Origin of the sequence: Pseudolabrys sp. (assembly GCF_050250095.1) — a bacterium.
Classification (GTDB): Bacteria; Pseudomonadota; Alphaproteobacteria; order Rhizobiales; family Xanthobacteraceae; genus Pseudolabrys.
The window spans coordinates 664477-684893 of the sequence record NZ_JBFWPH010000002.1; the positions used below are offsets into that span (position 1 = coordinate 664477).

At 67.4% G+C, this 20417-nt stretch carries 25 protein-coding genes and 1 tRNA gene; 16 read left to right on the forward strand and 10 right to left on the reverse strand.

Annotated elements, in window-relative coordinates:
• Positions 1-59: 59 nt before the first annotated feature.
• Positions 60-1625, forward strand: coding sequence for a glutamine-hydrolyzing GMP synthase (guaA, locus tag AB7F10_RS08415; RefSeq protein ID WP_428558656.1), 1566 nt, complete (start codon positions 60-62; stop codon positions 1623-1625).
• Entirely contained in the window at positions 1622-2020 is a 399-nt protein-coding gene (locus tag AB7F10_RS08420) for a nuclear transport factor 2 family protein (RefSeq protein WP_428587146.1), read from the forward strand. Before guaA ends, AB7F10_RS08420 begins: the two co-directional genes overlap by 4 nt.
• A 6-nt stretch (positions 2021-2026) precedes the next feature.
• Here the strand turns inward: AB7F10_RS08420 and AB7F10_RS08425 are convergent, their stop codons facing one another.
• Positions 2027-2656 (reverse strand): glutaminyl-peptide cyclotransferase, encoded by a 630-nt coding sequence (locus AB7F10_RS08425; RefSeq protein ID WP_428558652.1) that lies wholly within the window; start codon positions 2654-2656, stop codon positions 2027-2029.
• Positions 2657-2697: 41 nt separating this feature from the next.
• A complete protein-coding gene (locus tag AB7F10_RS08430) occupies positions 2698-3918 on the reverse strand; it encodes a helix-turn-helix domain-containing protein (RefSeq protein ID WP_428558649.1) in 1221 nt (406 codons plus the stop codon).
• A gap of 129 nt (positions 3919-4047) precedes the next feature.
• Here AB7F10_RS08430 and AB7F10_RS08435 point away from each other — a divergent pair, with 129 nt between their 5' ends.
• The 4 genes from AB7F10_RS08435 to AB7F10_RS08450 all read left to right on the forward strand — a co-directional run bounded on the left by AB7F10_RS08435 (position 4048) and on the right by AB7F10_RS08450 (position 5869).
• A complete protein-coding gene (locus AB7F10_RS08435; RefSeq protein ID WP_428558646.1) occupies positions 4048-4788 on the forward strand; it encodes a DUF899 domain-containing protein in 741 nt (246 codons plus the stop codon).
• An 8-nt stretch (positions 4789-4796) separates the two neighbouring features.
• Positions 4797-5039, forward strand: coding sequence for a hypothetical protein (locus AB7F10_RS08440; protein ID WP_428558644.1), 243 nt, complete (start codon positions 4797-4799; stop codon positions 5037-5039).
• Between the two features lie 79 nt (positions 5040-5118).
• A complete protein-coding gene (locus tag AB7F10_RS08445; RefSeq protein ID WP_428558642.1) occupies positions 5119-5466 on the forward strand; it encodes an ArsC family reductase in 348 nt (115 codons plus the stop codon).
• Between the two features lie 7 nt (positions 5467-5473).
• On the forward strand, positions 5474-5869 hold the full coding sequence (locus AB7F10_RS08450) for a carboxymuconolactone decarboxylase family protein (RefSeq protein ID WP_428558640.1): 396 nt from the start codon (positions 5474-5476) through the stop codon (positions 5867-5869).
• 7 nt (positions 5870-5876) lie between these two features.
• On the opposite strand, the gene AB7F10_RS08455 is transcribed toward AB7F10_RS08450, so the two are convergent.
• Positions 5877-6047 carry a hypothetical protein gene (locus AB7F10_RS08455; protein WP_428558637.1) on the reverse strand — a complete coding sequence of 57 codons (171 nt, stop codon included), beginning with the start codon at positions 6045-6047 and terminating at the stop codon, positions 5877-5879.
• Positions 6048-6200: 153 nt separating this feature from the next.
• Between AB7F10_RS08455 and AB7F10_RS08460 the strand changes: the two genes are divergently transcribed.
• A complete protein-coding gene (locus tag AB7F10_RS08460; protein ID WP_428558635.1) occupies positions 6201-7076 on the forward strand; it encodes a DMT family transporter in 876 nt (291 codons plus the stop codon).
• Here the strand turns inward: AB7F10_RS08460 and AB7F10_RS08465 are convergent.
• The 3 genes from AB7F10_RS08465 to AB7F10_RS08475 form a co-directional block, all read right to left on the reverse strand.
• Complete coding sequence (locus tag AB7F10_RS08465; protein ID WP_428558633.1) at positions 7073-8542, reverse strand: cryptochrome/photolyase family protein; 1470 nt, start codon at positions 8540-8542, stop codon at positions 7073-7075. The two genes, AB7F10_RS08460 and AB7F10_RS08465, sit on opposite strands and share 4 nt — an antisense overlap.
• A gap of 24 nt (positions 8543-8566) precedes the next feature.
• Positions 8567-8968 (reverse strand): PaaI family thioesterase, encoded by a 402-nt coding sequence (locus tag AB7F10_RS08470; RefSeq protein ID WP_428558630.1) that lies wholly within the window; start codon positions 8966-8968, stop codon positions 8567-8569.
• A 242-nt stretch (positions 8969-9210) separates the two neighbouring features.
• A complete protein-coding gene (locus AB7F10_RS08475) occupies positions 9211-9870 on the reverse strand; it encodes a peroxiredoxin (RefSeq protein ID WP_428558628.1) in 660 nt (219 codons plus the stop codon).
• Between the two features lie 310 nt (positions 9871-10180).
• Here AB7F10_RS08475 and AB7F10_RS08480 point away from each other — a divergent pair, with 310 nt between their 5' ends.
• From AB7F10_RS08480 to AB7F10_RS08505, 6 genes are all read left to right on the forward strand, one after another.
• Positions 10181-11464 (forward strand): MgtC/SapB family protein, encoded by a 1284-nt coding sequence (locus tag AB7F10_RS08480; RefSeq protein WP_428558626.1) that lies wholly within the window; start codon positions 10181-10183, stop codon positions 11462-11464.
• Positions 11465-11524: 60 nt separating this feature from the next.
• On the forward strand, positions 11525-13528 hold the full coding sequence (locus AB7F10_RS08485; RefSeq protein ID WP_428558624.1) for an acetyl-CoA carboxylase biotin carboxylase subunit: 2004 nt from the start codon (positions 11525-11527) through the stop codon (positions 13526-13528).
• A 128-nt stretch (positions 13529-13656) separates the two neighbouring features.
• Complete coding sequence (locus AB7F10_RS08490) at positions 13657-14586, forward strand: SDR family oxidoreductase (protein ID WP_428558622.1); 930 nt, start codon at positions 13657-13659, stop codon at positions 14584-14586.
• Between the two features lie 31 nt (positions 14587-14617).
• Entirely contained in the window at positions 14618-14944 is a 327-nt protein-coding gene (locus AB7F10_RS08495; RefSeq protein WP_428558620.1) for a hypothetical protein, read from the forward strand.
• Between the two features lie 32 nt (positions 14945-14976).
• Positions 14977-15465: a gamma-glutamylcyclotransferase family protein gene (locus AB7F10_RS08500; protein WP_428558618.1), complete on the forward strand. Its 489-nt coding sequence runs from the start codon at positions 14977-14979 to the stop codon at positions 15463-15465.
• Positions 15465-15740 (forward strand): acylphosphatase, encoded by a 276-nt coding sequence (locus AB7F10_RS08505; RefSeq protein WP_428559988.1) that lies wholly within the window; start codon positions 15465-15467, stop codon positions 15738-15740. The genes AB7F10_RS08500 and AB7F10_RS08505 overlap by 1 nt, the downstream gene beginning before the upstream one ends.
• 8 nt (positions 15741-15748) lie before the next feature.
• Here AB7F10_RS08505 and AB7F10_RS08510 read toward each other — a convergent pair whose 3' ends face one another.
• A complete protein-coding gene (locus AB7F10_RS08510; RefSeq protein ID WP_428558615.1) occupies positions 15749-16603 on the reverse strand; it encodes a LysR family transcriptional regulator in 855 nt (284 codons plus the stop codon).
• A 106-nt stretch (positions 16604-16709) separates the two neighbouring features.
• On the opposite strand from AB7F10_RS08510, the gene AB7F10_RS08515 reads away from it, so the two are divergent.
• Complete coding sequence (locus AB7F10_RS08515; protein WP_428558613.1) at positions 16710-17123, forward strand: tautomerase family protein; 414 nt, start codon at positions 16710-16712, stop codon at positions 17121-17123.
• A gap of 4 nt (positions 17124-17127) precedes the next feature.
• Here AB7F10_RS08515 and lipB read toward each other — a convergent pair whose 3' ends face one another.
• Positions 17128-17832: a lipoyl(octanoyl) transferase LipB gene (gene lipB / locus AB7F10_RS08520; protein WP_428558611.1), complete on the reverse strand. Its 705-nt coding sequence runs from the start codon at positions 17830-17832 to the stop codon at positions 17128-17130.
• A 74-nt stretch (positions 17833-17906) separates the two neighbouring features.
• Between lipB and AB7F10_RS08525 the strand changes: the two genes are divergently transcribed.
• The gene (locus AB7F10_RS08525) at positions 17907-18149 is read left to right on the forward strand and encodes a FliM/FliN family flagellar motor switch protein (protein ID WP_428558608.1); all 243 of its coding nucleotides are present in this window, start codon (positions 17907-17909) and stop codon (positions 18147-18149) included.
• 152 nt (positions 18150-18301) lie between these two features.
• Positions 18302-18386 (forward strand) — tRNA-Leu (locus tag AB7F10_RS08530).
• Between the two features lie 23 nt (positions 18387-18409).
• Here AB7F10_RS08530 and AB7F10_RS08535 read toward each other — a convergent pair.
• Together AB7F10_RS08535 and AB7F10_RS08540 are read right to left on the reverse strand one after the other, a co-directional pair.
• Positions 18410-19408: a polysaccharide deacetylase family protein gene (locus AB7F10_RS08535; RefSeq protein ID WP_428558606.1), complete on the reverse strand. Its 999-nt coding sequence runs from the start codon at positions 19406-19408 to the stop codon at positions 18410-18412.
• Positions 19409-19542: 134 nt separating this feature from the next.
• Positions 19543-20346 carry a polysaccharide deacetylase family protein gene (locus AB7F10_RS08540; RefSeq protein WP_428558603.1) on the reverse strand — a complete coding sequence of 268 codons (804 nt, stop codon included), beginning with the start codon at positions 20344-20346 and terminating at the stop codon, positions 19543-19545.
• Between the last annotated feature and the right edge of the window lie 71 nt (positions 20347-20417).

Below are 20417 nucleotides of genomic sequence, written 5' to 3' on the forward strand. Positions count from 1 at the left end.
TGACGCAACCTGCCGTTAAGCCCAAAAACGCCGCCTTCAACACAGGCGATTCCGCGGCAATGTCTGGGTCAAACCCGGTACACGACAAGATTCTCATCGTCGATTTCGGCTCGCAGGTGACCCAGCTCATCGCGCGCCGGGTCCGCGAGGAGAAGGTCTATTGCGAGATCGTGCCGTTCCAGAAGGCCGAGGAAGCCTTCCTGCGGATGCGGCCGAAGGGCGTCATTCTCTCCGGCGGCCCGGCTTCGGTGCTCGACGACAACGCGCCGCTCGCGCCGAAGGCGATCTACGAGGCCGGCGTGCCGGTGCTCGGCATCTGCTACGGCGAGCAGGCGATGGCGCAGCAGCTCGGCGGCAAGGTCGAGGGCGGCCATCACCGCGAGTTCGGCCGCGCCGAGGTGCAGGTCGCGGAAGAGTCACCGATCTTCGACGGCGTCTGGAAGAAGGGCGAGAAATACCCGGTCTGGATGAGCCACGGCGACCGCGTCACGCAGCTGCCGCCCGGCTTCAAGGTGCTCGGCACCTCGCCGAACGCGCCGATCGCGATGATCGGCGACGACGCGCGCAAATTCTACGCGGTGCAGTTTCACCTCGAGGTGATGCACACGCCGAACGGCGCGGCGATCCTGCGCAATTTCGTTCGCAAGATTGTCGGTGCGTCGGGCGACTGGACCATGCGCGCCTTCCGCGACGAGGCGGTCGAGAAAATCCGCAAGCAGGTCGGCAAAGGCAAAGTGATTTGCGGCCTGTCCGGCGGCGTCGACTCCTCCGTGGCCGCGGTGCTGATCCACGAGGCGATCGGCGAGCAGCTGACCTGCGTGTTCGTCGATCACGGGCTGCTGCGGCTCGGCGAGGCGGAGAAGGTCGTCGCGCTGTTCCGCGACCACTACAACATCCCGCTGATCCATGTGGACGCGAGCGAGATGTTCCTTGGCGAACTCAAGGGCGTCACCGACCCGGAAGTGAAGCGCAAGACCATCGGCAAGCTGTTCATCGATGTGTTCGAGGCTGAAGCGAAGAAGATCGGCGGCGCGGATTTCCTCGCGCAAGGCACGCTCTATCCGGACGTGATCGAGAGCGTGTCGTTCACCGGCGGCCCGTCGGTGACGATCAAGTCGCATCACAATGTCGGCGGCCTGCCGGCGCGCATGAACATGAAGCTGGTCGAGCCGTTGCGCGAACTGTTCAAGGACGAGGTGAGGGCCTTGGGCCGCGAACTCGGCCTTCCGGACGTGTTCGTCGGCCGCCATCCGTTCCCCGGTCCGGGCCTCGCGATCCGCATTCCCGGCGATATCACCAAGGAGAAGTGCGACATTCTCCGTCTCGCCGACGACATCTATATCGAGGAAATCCGTCGCGCCGGCCTGTACGACGACATCTGGCAGGCTTTCGCGGTGCTGCTGCCGGTCAAGACCGTCGGCGTGATGGGCGACGGCCGCACTTACGAATATGTCCTCGGACTGCGCGCCGTCACCTCGACCGACGGCATGACGGCGGACTTCTATCCCTTCGACATGGCTTTTCTTGGCCGCGTCGCGACCCGCATCATCAACGAGGTCAAGGGCGTCAACCGCGTCGTTTATGATGTGACGTCGAAGCCGCCGGGGACGATTGAGTGGGAGTGAGCGTGAGCTTGGATCCGCTCGCCGCCATCGACATTGCGAAGGCCTATCTCGCCGCGATGGAATCCCGCGATCTGGCGCGGGCCAAAAGCTTTCTCGCGCCCGGCATTGAGTTCATCTTCCCCGGTGGCGCGCGGCTGAACGACCTCGACGCCATCGTGGCGGGGTCCGCCAAGCGCTATCAGTTCGTCGGCAAGCATATCGAGAGCATCGACGCCGCCCCGGTGACCGGCGGCGGCGTCGCTGTCTATGTTCGCGGCACCTTGCACGGCCGCTGGCTCGACGGCGGCGCGTTCGAGGGCATCCGCTTCATCGACCGCATCGAGGTCCGCGACGGCCTGATCGTGCGGCAGGATGTCTGGAACGACAGCGGAGAAATCCGCAACGCGGTGCGTTGACGCGCCCTAGCGCGGTTTCTTTACCATTCGCACTTTGCCGCTCGGGCCGCCGCCGCAATAGAACGCGTCGCGGCCGTTCCACTCGACACCCGACACCGCGACATCCTTCGGCATGTCGATCTGCTCCAGCAGGTCGCCGGATGCCGGGTCGATCCGCCGGATGTTGCTTTCCTCGTTCTCCCAGGTGCCGTGCCACAGTTCGCCGTCGGCCCAGGTAACGCCGGTGACGAAGCGGTTGGAGTCGAGACTGCGCAAAATCTTGCCGGTCTCGGGATCGACCTGATGGATCTTGCGGGCGCGATGCTGGCCGACCCAGAGCGATCCTTCCGCCCAGGCCATGCCGGAGGCGCCGCCTTGCGGCGCGGGGATCGTTGCGAGCACCTTGCCGCTGTCGGGGTCGAGTTTCTTGATGTGCTCGCCCGACAACTGGAACAGATGCCGGCCGTCGAAGGCGGTGCCGGCATGGGCCGCGATGTCGAGCTTGCGCACCGTCTTGCCGTTGTCGGCGTCGATCGCGTCGAGGCTGTCGCCGACGGCGATCCAGATGTTCGTGCCGTCATAGCTCACGCCGCCGATATTGGTGACGCCAGGGAAGGGGCCGTATTCGCGGAGTATGGTCGCGCTTGAACGTTTCATGATCTCACCTTGCCTTGCTGTTGGCTTGCGATGGCGAGACCCTAGCCACCGGGCAACGCACCCGTGAGTAACAAGCTTGTCGGGAAACCGGGCACCGGCGGCGTCATCCAGCGCCGCGCGCGGGCGCGGCCGGTCGCCTGCACTTTGCCGCCCGCCGCGAGGCCGTCGAGCGCGCGCTGCACGGTGCGCTGGCTCGCGCCGAGCGCGAGCGCCAGCGCCGAACTCGACCACGCCTCGCCGTCGGCGAGCAGTGCCAGCACGGCGGCGTGCTCGTCGTCGGCCGGCGGGGCGAGCACGACGACATCGCGTGCGCGGCGCGGCGTCAGGATGAAACCCTCGGGCGTTGCGTCGACGCGCGCGATGGCGCGCAGCGCCTTGCGCAGCCGGCCGATCTCGACGCGCAGCCGCGCGCGGTGCGACTCGTCGGCGTGCCTGGCGCGAAAGGCGCGCGCCAGCAGCGCCTCGCGCGACGCGCCGCCGGGCCAGCCTTCCGCCAGTGCGCGGGCGAGCGCGAACAGAACCGGGCGGCTGTCGAGCGAAACCACGGTTGCGCCATGCCGCACGGCAAGGCGGCAGGCGTCGACAATGAATGTCTTCGAGCCAAGCAGCGCCTCGACATCGGCGAGCATCAGCGTCTTTTCCTTGCCGCGCCCGATCAGCCGCGCGGCGGGCTCCGTCAGCGCGAGGCCCGCGCTTTCGACCTCCGCCAGCAGCGGCGGGATGCGCGCCGCCTGCGCGGCGCGTCTGGCGCGCGCCAGCGCCGCACGCGCCGGTTTCGTTGTCAGGCGCCGCAGCGCAATGCCGGCGACCGCCATCTCGTGGGCCGCCCGCAGCGCCGGCGGCAGCGGCGCGGGATCAAACCCCGCGAGCAGGCGTTCGGCCTCCGCGACGCGGCCGATCAGGATCAGGCGGCGGATTTCGAGATGGCGCGCATGCGCTGCGTTCGCTTTGTCGCCGCGCGCTTCGAGCGTCGTGCGGGCGGCCTGAAGCGCCTTCACCGGCCAGGTCAGGTCGCGCGAGACGAGCGCGATTTCGGCTTCCGCCACCGCGCAGCGCGCCCGCGCGATCGCTTCCCTCGGCCCGAACGCCTTTGCCGCGCGGCGCAGCAGCAGCCTGGCGCGGGCGAGGTCGCCGAGTTGCGCCATCGCGATGCCGCGCAGCGCCAGCGCCGGCGGATCGTCGCGCAGCGCGATGGCATTCAGCGCGGCGAGCGGATCGCCTGTGGCGAGTGCGCGGGCCGCGGCGATCGTCAGCGAGTCCATTCAAATCCCGCCACACTTGTCACTCCCGGCCGTCGGGGTGTCCGGCGCACAATCTATCTCACGGTCAAGGTCCGGCAAGAGAGAGCGACGAAACGGTAAACCGCGCCGGACCGCGAAAGGAGAAACACCATGACGACACATGCAACGACATCGCGTGAGAACTGGCTGGAGGCGCGCCGCGATCTTCTGGCCGCCGAGAAGGATCTGACCCGCCGCGGCGACGAGGTTGCGCGGCTGCGCCGGCAACTGCCCTGGGTGCGGATCGATAAGACCTATGTGTTCGACAGCCCCGGCGGCAAGGTATCGCTTGCCGATCTGTTCGCGGGCCGCCGTCAGTTGCTGGTGCAGCACTTCATGCTGGCGCCGGGCTGGGAGGAGGGCTGCAAGAGCTGCTCCTACATGGCCGACCACAATGACGGCATGCTCGTCCATCTCGCGCAGCGCGGCGTCAGCTTCGTCGCCGTCTCGCGTGCGCCGCTCGCCGAGATCGAGCGGTTCCGCCGCCGCATGGGCTGGCAGTTCGAGTGGGTGTCGTCGTTCGGCAGCGACTTCAACTACGACTTCAAGGTCAGCTTCACGCCGGAGGAGATCGCGAGCGGCAAGATCGACTACAATTTCGGCAAGTGGTCGCTGACCGGCGAGGAGTGGCCCGGCATCAGCGTATTCTGCAAGGACGAAGCCGGCGGCGTCTTCCACACCTATTCGACCTATGGCCGCGGCGTCGAGGCGATGATGGGCACCTACCGCATGCTCGACCTGATGCCCAAGGGTCGGGATGAGCCGGAAGGCGGCATGGCTTGGGTGCGCCATCACGACCGCTACGGGCCGGACGCGGCGAAGGCTGCGTCGTGCTGCGGCGGGCGCGGCTGAGGCGCGGCATGAAAACGGTCTGCATCGATGGAACCGGGAGCGGCAACGCCGCTCCCGGCCTCGCCGGGTTGCTCGGCCTTGCCGCCGCGCCGGTCTTCGCGCTGATGGCGCTGGGAACGGCGGCCTCCGATACGTCCGACATGCTCTGTGCCTCAATGGGCGGCTCGCCGCTCGGCGGCATGACGCTGATGTATCTGTTGATGGCGGCGTTTCATTTCGCGCCGTGGCTGCGATTTCTCGCAGGTCGCTGACGCACTCCCGCATCGGCCGAAGGTCCGTTACACTCGCCGTCTGCGCCACTGCGCGAGGCAACGGGAGAACCGGCGGTCCATGCCCATTACCATCTACGGCATCAAGAACTGCGACACCATGAAGAAGGCGCGCGCCGCGCTGGACAAGAAGGGCGTCGCCTACGACTTCCACGATTACAAGACGAAGGGCATCGACAAGGCGAAACTCGAAACCTGGGCGAAGAAAGCCGGCTGGGACGTCCTGCTCAACAGGGCCGGCACCACGTTCAAGAAACTGCCCGACAAGGACAAGGAAGGGCTGACCGAAACCAAGGCCATCAAGCTGATGCTCGCACAGCCCTCGATGATCAAGCGCCCCGTGCTGGAACTGCCCGGCGGCAAATTGCTGGTCGGCTTCAAGCCGGAAGCCTACGCATCCATCAAGTGAGGCGACGATGTCCCGACTGACACCCATCGAGTATGCCGATGCGTCGCCCGCGGTGCGCGCGGTCTATGACGACATCAAGACGAGCCGCAACGTGCCGGACGTCAACAATTTCTGGAAATACCTCGCGCACGACCCGGCGACGCTGAAGCGCACCTGGGAGAGCATCAAGGAGGTGATGGCGCCGGGCGCGCTCGATCCGCTCACCAAGGAGATGATCTATCTCGCCGTCAGCGTCACCAACGGCTGCGGCTATTGCATCGCGAGCCACACCGCGGCGGCCCGCAAGGCGGGCATGAGCGATGCCATGTTCGCGGAGGTGATGGCGGTCGCCGGCATGGCTAACGAGACCAACCGCCTCGCCAACGGCTATCGCGTGCCGATCGACGCCGCCTTCGGGCCGTAAGGGGCGGTCAGGCGATGCGGATCGCGACCCGCCACGCTGCCCAGAACATGAAGAAGAACAACGCGAGGAAAATGGTCAGGCTCAAGGCCGGCGCGAAGAGTTCGATCTGCCGGCCGACCGCATAGGCGCCGAATTCCCCCACGGTGAGCAGTCCCACATAAACGGCGAGCAATTGCATGGCGGCCTGTCCTCCGACGTTGCCGGACACCGGCAGAGCTAGCACGGCGCCCATGCGCCAAGAGGGGAGCGCGGCCTAAAAAGGGGTGCTATCGGCCTAAACTTCTGATTACCTCCGCCAGCGATTCAGGGCGCGACGGCCGGGAAGACGACGATGAAACGTGATTTCATGACAGGCTTGGCGCCTGTCATTTTTGTCGTGCTGTGGAGCACCGGCTTCGTCGGCGCCCGTTACGGGCTGCCTTACGTCGAGCCGATGACGTTCCTGGCGATCCGCATGGTGTTTGTCGTCGTGCTGATGGCGGCGATCGCGTGGTTTGCCGGCGCGCGCTGGCTGACGAAGGCGGAAGCCGGCCACAGCGCGATCACCGGCCTGCTGGTGCACGGCATTTATCTCGGCGGCGTCTTCACCGCGATCTTTCAGGGCGTGCCGGTCGGCATCTCGGCGCTGATCCCCGGATTGCAGCCGCTCCTGATGGCGACGATGGCCAATCGCTGGCTCGGCGAGAAGGTGCGGCCGATCCAGTGGCTCGGCCTCGCCATCGGCCTCGGCGGCTGCGTGCTGGTGCTGCACGACCGCACCATGCTCGGCTCGGGGACGCTGCTCGGCTGGGCCGCGAGCGTCGCCTCGCTGATCGGCATCACGCTCGGCACCATGTATCAGAAGCGCTATGGCGGCCAGATCGACTGGCGCACCGGCAATCTCGTGCAGTATTTCGTCGCCGGGATTTTCTTCGCGATCTTCGCCTTCGCTTTCGAAACGCGCGCCGTGCACTGGACCGGCGAGTTCGTGTTCGCGCTGGCCTGGCTGGTGCTGGTGCTGTCGATCGGCGCGGTGACGCTGATGTACTGGCTGATCCGCCGCTCGGCGGCGGCGGGCTTCGCCAGCCTGTTCTATCTGGTGCCGTCGGTGACCGCGCTGATGGCCTTCGTGCTGTTCGGCGAGAAGCTCGACGCCATCTCGATCGCCGGCATGCTGATCTGCGCGCTCGCCGTGTTCCTCGTCAATCGCGCGCCGGCCAAAGCTTAAATCTCAGACTTGGTCGCCTTGAAGGCCTCGAGCGCGCGCGCCCGCGCGGCGGCGTGGTCGACGATCGGCTGCGGATAGTTCTTGCCGAGCGTGACGCCGGCATCGGCAAGGTCGAGCGGCGTTGCGAGCCACGGCGAATGAATATCGTCGTCGCGCAGCTTGCCGAGTTCGGGCACCCATCGCCGCACATAGTCCCCTTCGGGATCGAACGTCCGGCCCTGCAGGACCGGGTTGAAGATGCGGAAATAGGGCGCGGCGTCGGCGCCGCAGCCCGCCACCCATTGCCAGCTTGCCGGATTGTTGGCGGGGTCGGCGTCGACGAGCGTGTCCCAGAACCATTGCTCGCCGTGCCGCCAGTCGATCAGCAGGTGTTTCACGAGGAACGACGCGACGATCATGCGCACGCGGTTGTGCATCCAGCCGGTCGTCCACAATTCGCGCATGCCGGCATCGACGATCGGATAGCCGGTGCGTCCGCGCTGCCACGCGCGCAGTCCCGCCGCGTCGTCGCGCCAGGGGAATGCATCGAAGCGCGGTTGCAGGTTTTTGATCGCGAGATCGGTATTGTGCTGGAGCAGCGAATAGGAAAAATCGCGCCAGCCGAGCTCGCTGTGGAATTTGTCGATGTCGCGGCCCGGCACTTGCCCTTCGTCCGCCATGAACTGCGCTGCGTTGAAGACTTCGCCGGCGCTGATCTCGCCGAAGCGCAGGTGAGGCGACAGCCGGGAGGTCGCCGCGCGGTCGGGACGGTCCCGTTCGGCGGCGTAGCCGGCGGCTTGCTTGAGAAAGTCGCTCAGCCGTTGCCGCGCGCCGTCTTCGCCGGGCGTCCAGGCGGCGCGCAGGCCGCCGGCCCAGTCGGGGCGCGAGGGTTCGAGCGCCCAGTCCGCCAGTCTTTCGCCGGTGAGGTCCGGCCCGCGGGCGAGCTTCCCCGGCGCTGCGAGCGGCGTACGCGACGGGCCGAGCGTCCTGAGGCGTCGCCAGAACGGCGTGAAGACCCGCATCGGCCCGCCGTCTTTGGTGGTCACCGGCGTCGGGCCGGCGAGCAGATTGGGCGCGTGGACCGTCGCGCCGATGCCGGCCTCGCGTAAGGCCTCGATCAGCGCCCGGTCGAGCGCGCGGCAGGCCGCGCCGAGGCCGCGGTTCCAGTGGACGCGCGTGGCGCGGGCCTCGCGCGCGGTTGCGACGATGGTGGCGACGGGCTCGCCGCTGCGCAGCACGAGCCGCTGGCGATGCTCGCCGAGCGCGGCATCGAGCGCCCGCAACGACTGCGCCAGCCACCAGCGCGATGCGCTGCCAAGCGGCCGGCTATGCGGGCGGCCCGCCGGGCTTACGGCCGGGCCGGTCTCGCCGCGGACATAGAGGCAGACCAGCGGCGCGGCGCCGCGGACGGCGGCGGACAGCGCGGGATTGTCGTGAAGCCGCAAGTCGTCGCGGAACCAGTGCAGCACGGAGACACGTTCAGCCATTGCCCCGGTGCTACGTCCGGCCCGCTATTTTGGATCACGGGTCAGGACGATTTGCGTCTGCGTGACGATGGCGCAGAGCTTGCCGTCGCCGCGGGTGATCCTGGTCTGCCAGACCATCGTGGTGCGGCCGCGGTGCAGCGGCGTGCATTCCGCCTTTGCCACGTCGCCGATCGGGATCGCGGCGAAGAAATTGGTCTTGCTCTCGATCGTGGTGGTGCTCTGCCCCGGCTTGAGGTTGGCGGTGGTGGCGGTGCCGCCGAGATTGTCGGCCAGCGCCATGATGGCGCCGCCGTGCATGATGCCGAAGCGGTTGTTGAGTTCCTCGCGCACCGGCAGTTCCGCGGTCACCTTGTCCGGCGCGATGGAGATGATCCTGAGGCCCAGAAACTTGGCGAAAGCTGGCTGGTCGTGAGCGCGGTCGTCCATCGCGTCGGTCCGTATGCGGGGCGGGGAACCCAGCAATAGAGTGTTTTCGAGCGAAGTGGAAACCGGTTCGCGTGAAGAAAACGCGACAACACAAAAAGCTAGAGCCCGGCTTTGATCCAATCAAAGCCGGGCTCTAGCGCAACGGCAAAACCGGTCAACAAAGCCGGTCGTTTTCGCCAAAAGCGAAGGGCGCGGGGGAGGAAGCCCGCGCCCAACTCACACTTGCAAAGATTCGCGGCCGGTTACTTCGGCTGCGGGACGATCCGGATATACGGCTTCGGCGATTTCCAGCCCTGCGGCCAGATCTTCTTGGCGTCCTCGTCGGACAGGCCGCCGCCGATAATGACGTCGTCGCCCTGCTTCCACTGCGCCGGCGTCGAGACCTTGTGCTTGGCGGTGAGCTGCAGCGAGTCGATGACGCGCAGCACCTCATCGAAGTTGCGCCCCGTGGACATCGGGTAGACGAGGATCAGCTTGATCTTCTTGTCCGGGCCGATGACGAACACGTTGCGCACGGTCTGGTTGTCGTTGGCGGTGCGCTGCGAGGGATCGCCGGAGGCGGAGGCCGGCAGCATGCCGTAGGCCTTCGCGACTTTCAGCTCAGGGTCGCCGATCATCGGATAGTTCGGCGCGAAGCCCTGCGTCTCCTTGATGTCTTCTGCCCATTTGGCGTGACGGTCGACCGGATCGGCGGAGAGGCCGATGATCTTGACGCCGCGCTTGTCGAATTCCGGCTTGATGCGGGCCATGTAGCCAAGCTCGGTCGTGCAGACCGGGGTGAAATCCTTCGGGTGCGAAAACAGCACCGCCCATTTGTCGCCGATCCAGTCGTGGAAGCGGATCTTGCCTTCGGTGGTTTCCGTCTCGAAATCCGGCGCGATGTCGCCGATTGCCAGAGCCATGATGCAATACTCCTCGTCAGTCTGGGTGCGGTAGGCGACCGGCCTTCCGCATCCCGCGGCCTATCCATTGTCGTGAACGCATCGGCGGGATGATAGGTCGGCTCCGCGACGGCGTCATTCTGCAAGAATGCGGAGAATATAAAGACCGGCATTTCGCGCCGGAAGGCCCCGCGAGTTCCAAAGATGCCGGAAGCGTAAAAGATTTATACTGGCAATATTGCGGCAATTAGAATGAAGCGGTTTTCCGCAAGGTTCGGCTGCGGCATTCTGGCAACCGGAACGTGCCGCACCCGATGATAGAGCTTTTTCCGTGGACCTGACGGACATCGCCTCGCGCTTCGCGGTTGCACTCGGCATCGGCCTTCTGGTCGGCGTCGAGCGCGGCTGGCGTCAGCGCGAGGAGGGGGCGGGTTCGCGCACCGCCGGCGTCCGTACTTTCTCGCTGACCGGCATCCTCGGCGGCGCCTGCGGCACGCTGGCGCTCGGCCTCGGCGGCGGCGCGGCCGGCGCCATCGTCGTCTCGGCCGGCCTTGCCGTCTACGCGGCGGCGCTGGTCGCCTTCGCGCGCATCGAGGCGCAGGCGAAAAAGAACTTCTCCGCGACCACGGTGGTCGCCGGCATCGCGACCTTTGTGCTGGCCGCCTGCGCCATGCTCGGCGATCTGCGGATCGCCGCCGCGGCGGCCGTCGCCATGACGGGGCTGCTCGCGCTGCGCGAGCCGCTGCACGGCCTCGTGGCGGAGATCGCCTGGCCGGAACTGCGCTCGATGCTGGTGCTGCTCGCGATGACCTTCATCGTGCTGCCGCTGATGCCCGACCGGTCGTTGTCGGCCGCGCTCGACATCAACCCGCGCGAGGTGTGGCTGATCGCCATCGTACTCGCGGCGGTGTCGTTCGCGGGCTACGTTGCGGTCAAGTATTTCGGCGCGCGCCATGGCATCCTGCTCGCGGCGGCGGCGGGCGGCCTCGTCTCGTCGACGGCGGTGACGCTCGCCAATGCGCGCCACGCGGCGCAGAGCAAGGGGCCGCCGAACATTCTCGTCGCCGGCGTTGCGCTCGCGGCGGCGATTTCCTTCGTACGCGTGATTGCGATCGCCGCGGCGCTGAAGCCCGACATCCTGTGGCACGCCGGTCCGCCGCTCGTCGCCGCGACGCTCGCGGCGGTCGGCGTCGCCGGGCTGCTCGCTTTTCGCGGGCGGCGCGGCAAGGATACGCAGATCGTGCTGCGCAACCCGTTCCAGTTCTGGCCGGTTGTCGGCTTCGCGGTGTTTCTTGCCGCCATCGTGTTGCTTGGCCAGTTCATCAATCAGTGGTTCGGCGCGACCGGCGCCTTCGTCGGCGCGGCGGCGCTCGGCCTTGCCGATGTCGATGCCGTCACGGTGTCGCTGGCGCGGTTGGTGCCGGGCTCGCTCGGCGCGCGGGAGGCCGCCCTGGGGGTTCTCGCGGCGGTGGCGACCAACACCCTGAGCAAGCTCGTGATCGGCGCAGGGATCGGCGGTGCGGCCTTCGCGCGGCAAGTCGGCCTGCTGGCATTCGTCTGCTACGCCGCGGCCGGCATCATTCTTTGGTTGACCCTCGCTGCGCTGGGCCAATGAGGCCCGGACATTGACAATTTGCCTCCCACGCCGCAAAGCCATGCGGTCGGAGCATTGTCGATGTTCAAGCGCATCCTGATCGCCAATCGCGGCGAAATTGCCTGCCGAGTCATCAAGACCGCGCGTCGCATGGGGATCGAGACCGTCGCGGTCTATTCCGACGCCGACAAGGACGCGCTGCATGTCGCGATGGCCGACCAGGCCGTTCCGATCGGCGCAGCCCCGGCGGCGGAAAGCTATCTCGTCATCGAGAAGATCGTCGCCGCCTGCAAGCAAACCGGCGCGGAGGCGGTGCATCCCGGTTACGGCTTCCTGTCCGAGCGCGAGGCATTCCCGAAGGCATTGGCGGAGGCCGGCATCGTCTTCATCGGTCCGAACCCCAAGGCCATCGCGGCGATGGGCGACAAGATCGAGTCGAAGAAGGCGGCTGCCGCCGCGAAGGTTTCCACCGTGCCCGGCCATCTCGGCGTCATCGCCGACGAAAAGGAGGCGGTGAAGATCGCCGACGAGATCGGCTATCCGGTGATGATCAAGGCGTCGGCCGGCGGCGGCGGCAAGGGCATGCGCATCGCCTACAGCAGATCGGAAGTCGCGGAGGGCTACACGCGCGCGAAGTCGGAAGCGAAATCCTCGTTCGGCGACGACCGCGTCTTCATTGAGAAATTCATCGTCGATCCGCGCCACATCGAAATCCAGGTGCTCGGCGACAAGCACGGTAACGTCATCTATCTCGGCGAGCGTGAATGCTCGATCCAGCGCCGCAACCAGAAAGTCGTCGAGGAGGCCCCGAGCCCGCTGCTCGACGAGGCGACCCGCCGGAAGATGGGCGAGCAGGCCGTCGCGCTGGCGAAGGCGGTCGGCTACGACAGCGCGGGCACCGTCGAATTCGTCGCGGGGCAGGACAGGAGCTTCTACTTCCTCGAGATGAATACCCGCCTGCAGGTCGAGCATCCGGTGACCGAACTCGTCACCGGGATCGATCTCGTCGAGCAGATGATCCGCGTCGCGGCGGGCGAAAAACTCGCCCTCAAGCAGAGCGATGTGAAACTTACCGGCTGGTCGGTCGAAAGCCGCATCTATGCCGAGGACCCGTACCGCAACTTCCTGCCGTCGATCGGACGGCTGGTGAAGTACCGCCCGCCGGCGGAAAAGTCCGAGCACGGCGTCACCGTGCGCAACGACACCGGCGTCTATGAGGGCGGCGAGATTTCGCTCTACTACGATCCGATGATCGCCAAGCTGGTCACCCATGCGCCGACCCGCGAGCAGGCGATCGACGCGCAGGCCGGCGCGCTCGACGCCTTCGGCATCGACGGTATTCGCCACAACATTCCGTTTCTGGCGGCGCTGATGGCGCATCCGCGCTGGCGCTCCGGCAAGCTCTCGACCGGTTTCATCGCCGAGGAATTTCCCGAGGGCTTCCACGCCATCGCGCCGCAGGGCAACGTCGCGCGCGTGCTCGCCGCCGTCGCCGCGGCGATCGATCATGTGCTCGGCGAGCGCAAGCGGCAGATTTCCGGGCAGATGACCGGCCGCAGCGTCACTCGCGACAGCCAGCGCGCGGTCTGGCTCGGCGACGAGGAGCATCGCCTCGAGGTCATGCGCAACAACGGGTCGATCTCGGTGCGCTTTGCCGGCGACGAGCCGTGGATCCAACTGCGCTCGGACTGGAAGCCCGGCGAGACGATCTGGACCGGCGAGGTCGACGGCGAGGCGGTCGCGGTGCAGGTGCGCCCGCATCCGAACAGTTTCGCGCTGGCGTTCCGCGGCGCCGAGACGCGCGCCTATGTCTACACCGCGCGCGAGGCCGACTACGCGAAACTGATGCCGGTCAAGACCAGCGCGGACTCGGGCAAACAGGTGAGGTGCCCGATGCCGGGCCTCGTCGTTTCCATCGCGGTCAGCGAGGGGCAGGAGGTCAAGGCCGGCGAGCCGGTCGCCGTGGTCGAGGCGATGAAAATGGAAAACGTGCTGCGCGCCGAGATCGACGGCACGGTGAAGAAGGTCCACGCCAAAAAAGGCGACAGCCTTGCGGTGGACGCGGTGATCCTCGAATTCGCCTGAGTTTGCGCGCGCACCGAACGCGAAATCGCCGGATTGTTCGCTGATCCTTGAGACGGGCATGGGTGCGGCCGGACGGCTCGCGGCAGCGGGCGTCGTGGCCGATGCTCAGGGGGCATTGGAGAACGCCAATGACCCAGGCTCTTTCGAAGAAAGCCATTGCAAAAAAGGCGATTGCAAAACACGCGGCGTCGAAGACGGCGGCCAAAAAGTCCGGCGGCACGATGCCAGCGCAGGAGCAGGATCGTCAGCCCGGCCGCGAGCGCGAAATGCGGCCGCAACCCGATTACGAACCCAAGGTCGCCGGTTCCGGCCGGTTGCGCGGCAAGGTCGCGCTGATTACCGGCGGCGATAGCGGCATTGGCCGCGCCATTGCCGTCGCGATGGCGCGCGAGGGAGCGGACGTCGCCATCCTCTATCTTGAGGAAGAGAAGGACGCGGCGGACACCGCGAAGGCCGTGGAAGACGAAGGCCGCACGGTCCTGAAAGTCGCAGGCGATGTCGGCGACGAGACATTCTGCCGTGAGGCGGTTGAGAAAACGGTCGCGCGTTTCGGCAGGATCGACATCCTCGTCAACAATGCGGCCGAGCAGCACGAGACCGACGATATCCGCGAGATCGACGCGAAACAGATCGAGCGCACGTTCCGCACCAATATCTTCAGCTTCTTCTACATGACCAAGCATGCGCTGCGGCACATGAGCGCCGGGGGCGCGATCATCAACACCGCGTCGATCACCGCCTATCGCGGCCACAAGACGCTGCTCGACTATTCCGCGACCAAGGGCGCGATCGTCGCCTTCACGCGCTCGCTGTCTCAGGCGCTGATCGAGGACGGCATCCGCGTCAACGCGGTGGCGCCGGGTCCGATCTGGACGCCGCTCATTCCCGCCTCGTTCGACGCGGAGCACGTCGCCAACCACGGCAAGTCTGCGCCGATGCATCGGCCCGGCCAGCCCAACGAGGTCGCGCCCTGTTACGTTTTCCTCGCCAGCGAGGAGGCCTCCTACATCAGCGGCCAGGTGCTGCATCCCAACGGCGGCAGCATGGTCGCGTCGTGATCGCCTGAGAGAACGAGAAGGAGACAACGCGATGGCAACCACATCCGCCCGCAAGCATCGCCCGCAGACATCCGAACGGCGCAAGGAAACCGCCGCAGCCGCTGACGTGCCGGACCGGTTGCGCCGCCGCGATCAACCGCGCACGCCGCCGGACTCGCTGCCCCGCTCGGCGGGCGAGGAAACGCCGGTGTCCGGTCACAGCCCGGCGCCGGACGGCGGCGTCGAGCAGCATCCGATTCACGACGAGCCGGTCGAGGATTATGCGCCGGACGACTATGAGCGGCAGATCGAGGACGTCGCGCGCGATCGCCGGCGGACGCAATCCGGCGAGACGCCGGTGAAGGACCGCCGCGGCTGACGCAAACGGCGTGTCCTGCTATGGCGAGAGCCATGCTGTATTTCGCCTACGGTTCGAACATGGACCGCGCCGCGATGGCGGGGCGCTGCCGGGAGGCCCGGGCGGCGGGCACCGCGGCCCTGCCGGGCTGGCGTTTCTTCATCGGCGTCGATGGCTGGGGCTCGGTCGACCCCGCACCCGGCCATGTCGTGCACGGAGTGCTGTGGCGGCTCACCGCACGGGATTGTGCTGCACTGCACACTTACGAACTGCTGCACAAGGGCCTGTATGACGTGCGTACGCTGCCGGTGCGGTTCGGCAGCCGGCGGGTTGCCGCCATGACCTATGTGCTACGCCGTCGCATCCCCGGAACCCCGAAGCCGGGTTATATCGAACTGATTGTGCGTGCCGCGCGCGACTGGGACTTGCCGGAGCGTTACGTCGCTTCGGTCGCCCGGCGTGCGACATCCGGCTTCGCCGGCAAGCGCGGCGCGAAAACAGGGGGCGGCGCGTGGGAAGTGCGGGCATTGTCCGCCACGTGATGCTGCATGGGCGCGTGCAGGGCGTCGGCTTTCGCGCGTTCGTGGCCGAGTCCGCTTACCATCACGGCGCCGACGGCTGGGTGCGCAACCGTCGTGACGGCACCGTCGAAGCCGTCTTCGCCGCGACGCCGGCGATCGTCAACATGCTGATCGCGGCCTGCAAGGTCGGGCCGGCCGGCGCGCGCGTCGATGCCGTGCATCTGCGCGACGTGGATTTTTCCCTGCTCGACGAGCGCCGTGGCGGCGAAAGTTTCTCGGTGCTGCCGACCGCGTAAATCCCAGTTCATCGTGTTCGGCCGCGGAACGCCGCGGCGAGGGTGCGCAGCGCGGCGTGTTCGGCCGGATTGGATGCGCGGCCATACATCACGACACGGGATCGCCCGAGCGGGGGTAGTCCGAGCGCTGCGCCGACGTCGATCGTGCCGGACGGTGCGACGCGCTCCGCCATCGGCGCGACCGCGATGCCGGCGAGCGCGGCCGCCGCGATTGCGGTGACGCCGCCGCCGGTAAAGGCCTCGGTCCATTCGACGCGCGCCTTGTCGAGCGTTCGGATCGCGTGAGCGCGCACGCCGCACGGCGCGGTCAGCATGGCAAGCCGCAGCTTCGCGCCCGCCGCGTGCCGGAACGACGGCGTCGCGTACCAGCGCAGCGTGTCCTCGAACAGCATTTCGCCGCCGCGCTGATGCGGCTCGCGCCGCACCACCACGGCGTCGTAGCGGCCGGCGTCCGCCGCCTCGATCAGCCGGCTCGAGAAGTCGATCCGCACTTCGAGACGAAGCTGCGGGTCGCTCGCCGCGACCTGCGCCAGCAGCGCCGGCAGGTTCGGTCCGGCGACGTGATCGCCGATACCGAGCTTGAGACGCCGCTCGGCCTTGCCTTCGCCGCCGAGCGCGCGGTCATGCGCCTCGATCAGCGCACGGGCGCGGTCGAGAAAGCCGGCGCCGTCGGCGGTCAGCTGCACCATGCGCGGCGTGCGCGAGACGAGCTGGCGGCCAAGCCGCGCCTCGAGCCGTTTCAGTTGCAGGCTCACCGCCGATTGCGTGAGGCCGAGCGCCTGGGCGGCGCGGGTGAAGTTCTTCAGGTCGGCGACCAGCGTGAAGGCGCGGACTGCGTCGATGTCGAGGCTGTGGGCCTGCATGATTTGAAACCGTTATCTCAGCTATCATCAGTCATTGCATTTACTCATCAATATGGCGGTCCTAGATTGCGCTTGTCAATGAAGGACATTTGGAAGGAGATTTGTCATGCCGCTCATCACCGCCGCCGTCGCCACGCCGCATCTGAAGGTGCTGCCGCGCGCCGAGATCGCCGCCGAAATCAGCCGCCTGACCGCGACGATTCTCGGCAAGGATCCCAACGTCACCGCCGTGATCGTCGAGCGCGTCAACCCGGACAGCTGGTTCGTCGCTGGCCGCTCGCTGACCGACGCCTGGCTCGCGAGCTTCTGGATCGACGTTCACGTCACCGACGGCACCAATACCCGCGAGGAGAAGGCGGCCTTCGTCGCCGCGGTATTCGCCGCGATGGAAAAGCTGCTCGGGCCGCTGCACGAGGAAAGCTACGTCCATGTCGACGAGGTGCGCGGTGACGCTTACGGCTATGGCGGGCTGACGCAGGCCGCTCGGCACAGCGCCCGCAAGCTGGCGCTGGCGGGGTAACCGGTCAGGCGTTGGACGTCGCGCCGAACAGGTCCTCGAAGCTCTGCCGCAGCGCGACGTCGACGTCCGCCATCGTCGCGGTGATGCCGAGATCGGCGAGGCTGGTCACGCCGTAGCGCTGTTCCTTGACGCCGCACGGTACGATACCGGCGAAGTGGGACAGGTCGGGTTCGACATTGATGGCGATGCCGTGCAGCGTCACCCATTGCCGGATCCGGATGCCGAGCGCGGCGATCTTGTCCTCGTAGCCGTCGCCTTTCTCGGGGCGGCGGACCCAGACGCCGATGCGGTCCTCGCGCCGTTCGCCGCGCACGTTGAAGGCGGCGAGCGTCCGGATGATCCATTCCTCCAGCGTCGTCACGTAGCGGCGCAAATCCGGACCCCGCTGCCGCAGGTCCAGCATCGCATAGGCCACCCGCTGGCCGGGGCCGTGATAGGTGAACTGGCCGCCGCGCCCGGTCTCGTGGACCGGAAAGCGCGCCTCGATCAGGTCGGCCGCCTTGGCGCTGGTACCGGCGGTGTAGAGGGGCGGGTGCTCGACCAGCCAGACCAGCTCTGGGGCCTGCCCGGCCGCGATCGCTTCGGCGCGCGAATCCATCGCCGCGACCGCCTCGTCGTAATCGGTCAGGCCGTCCCCGATGCGCCAGGCGACCGGCGGAAAACCCGCCTGTGGCGGCGCAAAAGTGAGGGCGTCCCGGACGTTAACCATTGGCTAACCATACCATGATGACCTGACGGCTGCCGCGCCCCGCTGTCGCGGGCGGGCTGGGGGAGCTTTCGCAGGTGCCTAAACTCGACAGTGTTTCGCTGGATATCACGGTGGTGCTCGGGACGACCGACATGCCGGTCCATCAGGTGTTGCGGCTCGGCCGCGGCGCCATCATCGAACTGGATGCCGCCGAGGACGACGAGGTGAGCGTCCTCGCCAACGGGCTCGCGGTCGCCAAGGGCAATGTGGTCGTCAATGGCAGCCGCATCGCCGTCGAGGTCACGCAGCTCCTGCCGCGCCCGCCAGATATGCGCTGAGGCGCGATTCTGCGAGGGCGGCGGCCTTTTCGCGCCCGATCGCATGCCAAATCAAGGACAAATGGGGTTTTGCGGGCTTGTGGCTGCGGACCCTATTTGTTACATCGACGCCGCCGTGGGGCACGGGATTTCCTCCGCGGCGCATCCCCAATGCGGCCGTGGCGGAATTGGTAGACGCACTAGCTTGAGGTGCTAGCGGGTAACACCGTGGAGGTTCGAGTCCTCTCGGCCGCACCATTGGGGGTATTGCAGGCGGGCCGTCAGCGACGGTACGGGTCCCAGCGCCGGTCCGCATAGCGCGCCCGGCGGTTCATCTCGTCCCATTCCCGTTTGGTCAGATAGCGGACCCTGGGTGCGCGCCGGCCGCGCGCATCGTCGGCCCGGCGCGCCTGCTGCACGCGCGGCGAGGCCGTGCGCGGCCACGAGGTTGCGGCCGCGGTGCGTGCGGCGGGGGCCTTGCGGTGCTTGTCGTGGTGTTTGGCGACCGCGGGCCGGTGCGGCTGCGGCGGCACGGCATGGACGACGCGCCAGCCGCGCGCCTTCAACTCCTTGAGCAACGCGGGCAGCGCCAGCGCGGTCGCCGGCTGCACGTCGTGCAGCAGCAGAATGCCGCGTTTCTTTGCCTCGAGCCGCTGGATCGCCTTTGCCACGATGTCCTCGGGCGTCGCCGTCTTGTACCAGTCGTCGGCGTCGGCGTCGGTGCCCCACAGCACGATGTTGCGCGCAGCGAGTTGCTGCTCGACCTCGCGCGACCGCAGGAAGCCCGGAATGCGGAAGAACGGCGGCGGCGCTTCGCCGAGCGCGGCGGTCACCGAAGCGATGCCGTCGTCGATCTCGGCGCGCGCGCGTTCGAGCGGCATCTGGTCGAAGGTGAGCGGATGGTTCTGGCTGTGCGTGCCGATGCTGTGGCCGGCGGCGACGATCGCGCGCACGAGTTCAGGGTGTGCCTGCGCCTGCCGCCCGACCAGAAAGAACGTCGCTTTCACGCATTCGTCCGCGAGCGTCTTCAGCACGGACTCGGTGAACGGGCTGATCGGGCCGTCGTCGAAGGTCAGCACCACTTCGCGGTCGTCGAGCGGCAAGGTCTGCGAATATTGCGTCGTGCCGATGCGCTGGAAATCCCTGGCGTCGACCGCGATGGTCCGCGCCGTTCCCAAGGCGCCGCGCGCGCAGCCGGTCGCCGCCTGCGCGGCGGACAACGACACCGCGCCGGCAATCGCGCCGGCGACAAACGCACGCATGAAGACGACGCCACGCATCCGCTGCTCCGCCGCGCCGGACAATGAACGGGAAGGCGCGGGCTTTCGAGCGCAGACAAGCACGGCGGCAGGATTTTGTTAACCAAGAACGTTGCGCTGGCGCTGTCCCAAATTGAAACGCGCGCGCTTCGGAATCAGCGGATGGCGCCGCGGCTTCCCGCCGGCACGACATGAACGACGCGATAGCCGCGCCGTTTCATCTCGCGCAGGAAGTCCGGCAGCATGGCCGCAGTCTGCGCCTTGGTGTCGTGAAACAGCACGATGCCGCCGCGGTTTTTCTCGATCCGCCCGACGATGAGTTTCAGTTCGTCCTGCGGCGACATCGGATTCCAGTCGCTTGCCCAGACGTCGGCGCCGAACACCACGATGCCGCGGCGGTTCAGCAGGTCGAGCAACGCCGGCGTGCCGGCAAAGCCGGGGAAGCGGAAGAACGGCGTCGCCGGGTCTTTGCGGCGCTGGCCGTAGACCGCGTAGTCGTCTTCCTCGATGCCGCGGTTGATTTCGGCCTCCGCCACCGCGATCGGCAGCCTTGTCAGAATCTTGTGCGAATAGGTGTGGTGCGCGACCGTGTGGCCTTCCGCGAAAATGCGCCGCGCCAGCGCCGGGGTCTCCTCCGCATGCTGGCCGAGCAGGAAGAAGGTCGCGCGCACGCATTCGCGTTTCAGCGCGTCCAGCACCCGTGGCGTCGTCGTCGGCCAGGGGCCGTCGTCGAAGGTGAGCACGATCTCCTGCGGCGCGAGCGGCAGCGTGCCGGGGAAATGCTTGCGGCCGACGCGCGGCGTCGATTGCGCCTCGACCTCGATCACGCGCGCGGTGCCGAGCGCGTTTGGATTGCCGGCACAGGACGCGGCGGTAGGGGCACGCGTCTGGGCGCGCGTCTCGGCGACGGCCGGCAGGCCGGCAACGACGGCGAGAGCGAAGGCGAGGGGGCGGAACATGGTTTCGAAGCGATGCCGGCGAAACAGGGTGCCGCCACATGACGGCAGGCGGCAGCGCCCGGCAAGTGCGT

Bases quoted from the DNA above. Each gene is read 5' to 3' on its own strand.
- AB7F10_RS08460 (WP_428558635.1), top strand. From the start codon at position 6,201: ATGAAACGTGATTTCATGACAGGCTTGGCGCCTGTCATTTTTGTCGTG.
- AB7F10_RS08540 (WP_428558603.1), bottom strand. From the start codon at position 20,346: ATGTTCCGCCCCCTCGCCTTCGCTCTCGCCGTCGTTGCCGGCCTGCCG.
- AB7F10_RS08490 (WP_428558622.1), top strand. From the start codon at position 13,657: ATGACCCAGGCTCTTTCGAAGAAAGCCATTGCAAAAAAGGCGATTGCA.
- guaA (WP_428558656.1), top strand. From the start codon at position 60: ATGTCTGGGTCAAACCCGGTACACGACAAGATTCTCATCGTCGATTTC.
- AB7F10_RS08465 (WP_428558633.1), bottom strand. From the start codon at position 8,542: ATGGCTGAACGTGTCTCCGTGCTGCACTGGTTCCGCGACGACTTGCGG.
- AB7F10_RS08450 (WP_428558640.1), top strand. From the start codon at position 5,474: ATGTCCCGACTGACACCCATCGAGTATGCCGATGCGTCGCCCGCGGTG.
- AB7F10_RS08510 (WP_428558615.1), bottom strand. From the start codon at position 16,603: ATGCAGGCCCACAGCCTCGACATCGACGCAGTCCGCGCCTTCACGCTG.
- AB7F10_RS08440 (WP_428558644.1), top strand. From the start codon at position 4,797: ATGAAAACGGTCTGCATCGATGGAACCGGGAGCGGCAACGCCGCTCCC.
- AB7F10_RS08535 (WP_428558606.1), bottom strand. From the start codon at position 19,408: ATGCGTGGCGTCGTCTTCATGCGTGCGTTTGTCGCCGGCGCGATTGCC.
- AB7F10_RS08430 (WP_428558649.1), bottom strand. From the start codon at position 3,918: ATGGACTCGCTGACGATCGCCGCGGCCCGCGCACTCGCCACAGGCGAT.
- AB7F10_RS08445 (WP_428558642.1), top strand. From the start codon at position 5,119: ATGCCCATTACCATCTACGGCATCAAGAACTGCGACACCATGAAGAAG.
- AB7F10_RS08495 (WP_428558620.1), top strand. From the start codon at position 14,618: ATGGCAACCACATCCGCCCGCAAGCATCGCCCGCAGACATCCGAACGG.
- AB7F10_RS08505 (WP_428559988.1), top strand. From the start codon at position 15,465: ATGCTGCATGGGCGCGTGCAGGGCGTCGGCTTTCGCGCGTTCGTGGCC.
- AB7F10_RS08475 (WP_428558628.1), bottom strand. From the start codon at position 9,870: ATGGCTCTGGCAATCGGCGACATCGCGCCGGATTTCGAGACGGAAACC.
- AB7F10_RS08485 (WP_428558624.1), top strand. From the start codon at position 11,525: ATGTTCAAGCGCATCCTGATCGCCAATCGCGGCGAAATTGCCTGCCGA.
- AB7F10_RS08500 (WP_428558618.1), top strand. From the start codon at position 14,977: ATGCTGTATTTCGCCTACGGTTCGAACATGGACCGCGCCGCGATGGCG.
- AB7F10_RS08470 (WP_428558630.1), bottom strand. From the start codon at position 8,968: ATGGACGACCGCGCTCACGACCAGCCAGCTTTCGCCAAGTTTCTGGGC.
- lipB (WP_428558611.1), bottom strand. From the start codon at position 17,832: ATGGTTAACGTCCGGGACGCCCTCACTTTTGCGCCGCCACAGGCGGGT.
- AB7F10_RS08455 (WP_428558637.1), bottom strand. From the start codon at position 6,047: ATGCAATTGCTCGCCGTTTATGTGGGACTGCTCACCGTGGGGGAATTC.
- AB7F10_RS08515 (WP_428558613.1), top strand. From the start codon at position 16,710: ATGCCGCTCATCACCGCCGCCGTCGCCACGCCGCATCTGAAGGTGCTG.
- AB7F10_RS08425 (WP_428558652.1), bottom strand. From the start codon at position 2,656: ATGAAACGTTCAAGCGCGACCATACTCCGCGAATACGGCCCCTTCCCT.
- AB7F10_RS08435 (WP_428558646.1), top strand. From the start codon at position 4,048: ATGACGACACATGCAACGACATCGCGTGAGAACTGGCTGGAGGCGCGC.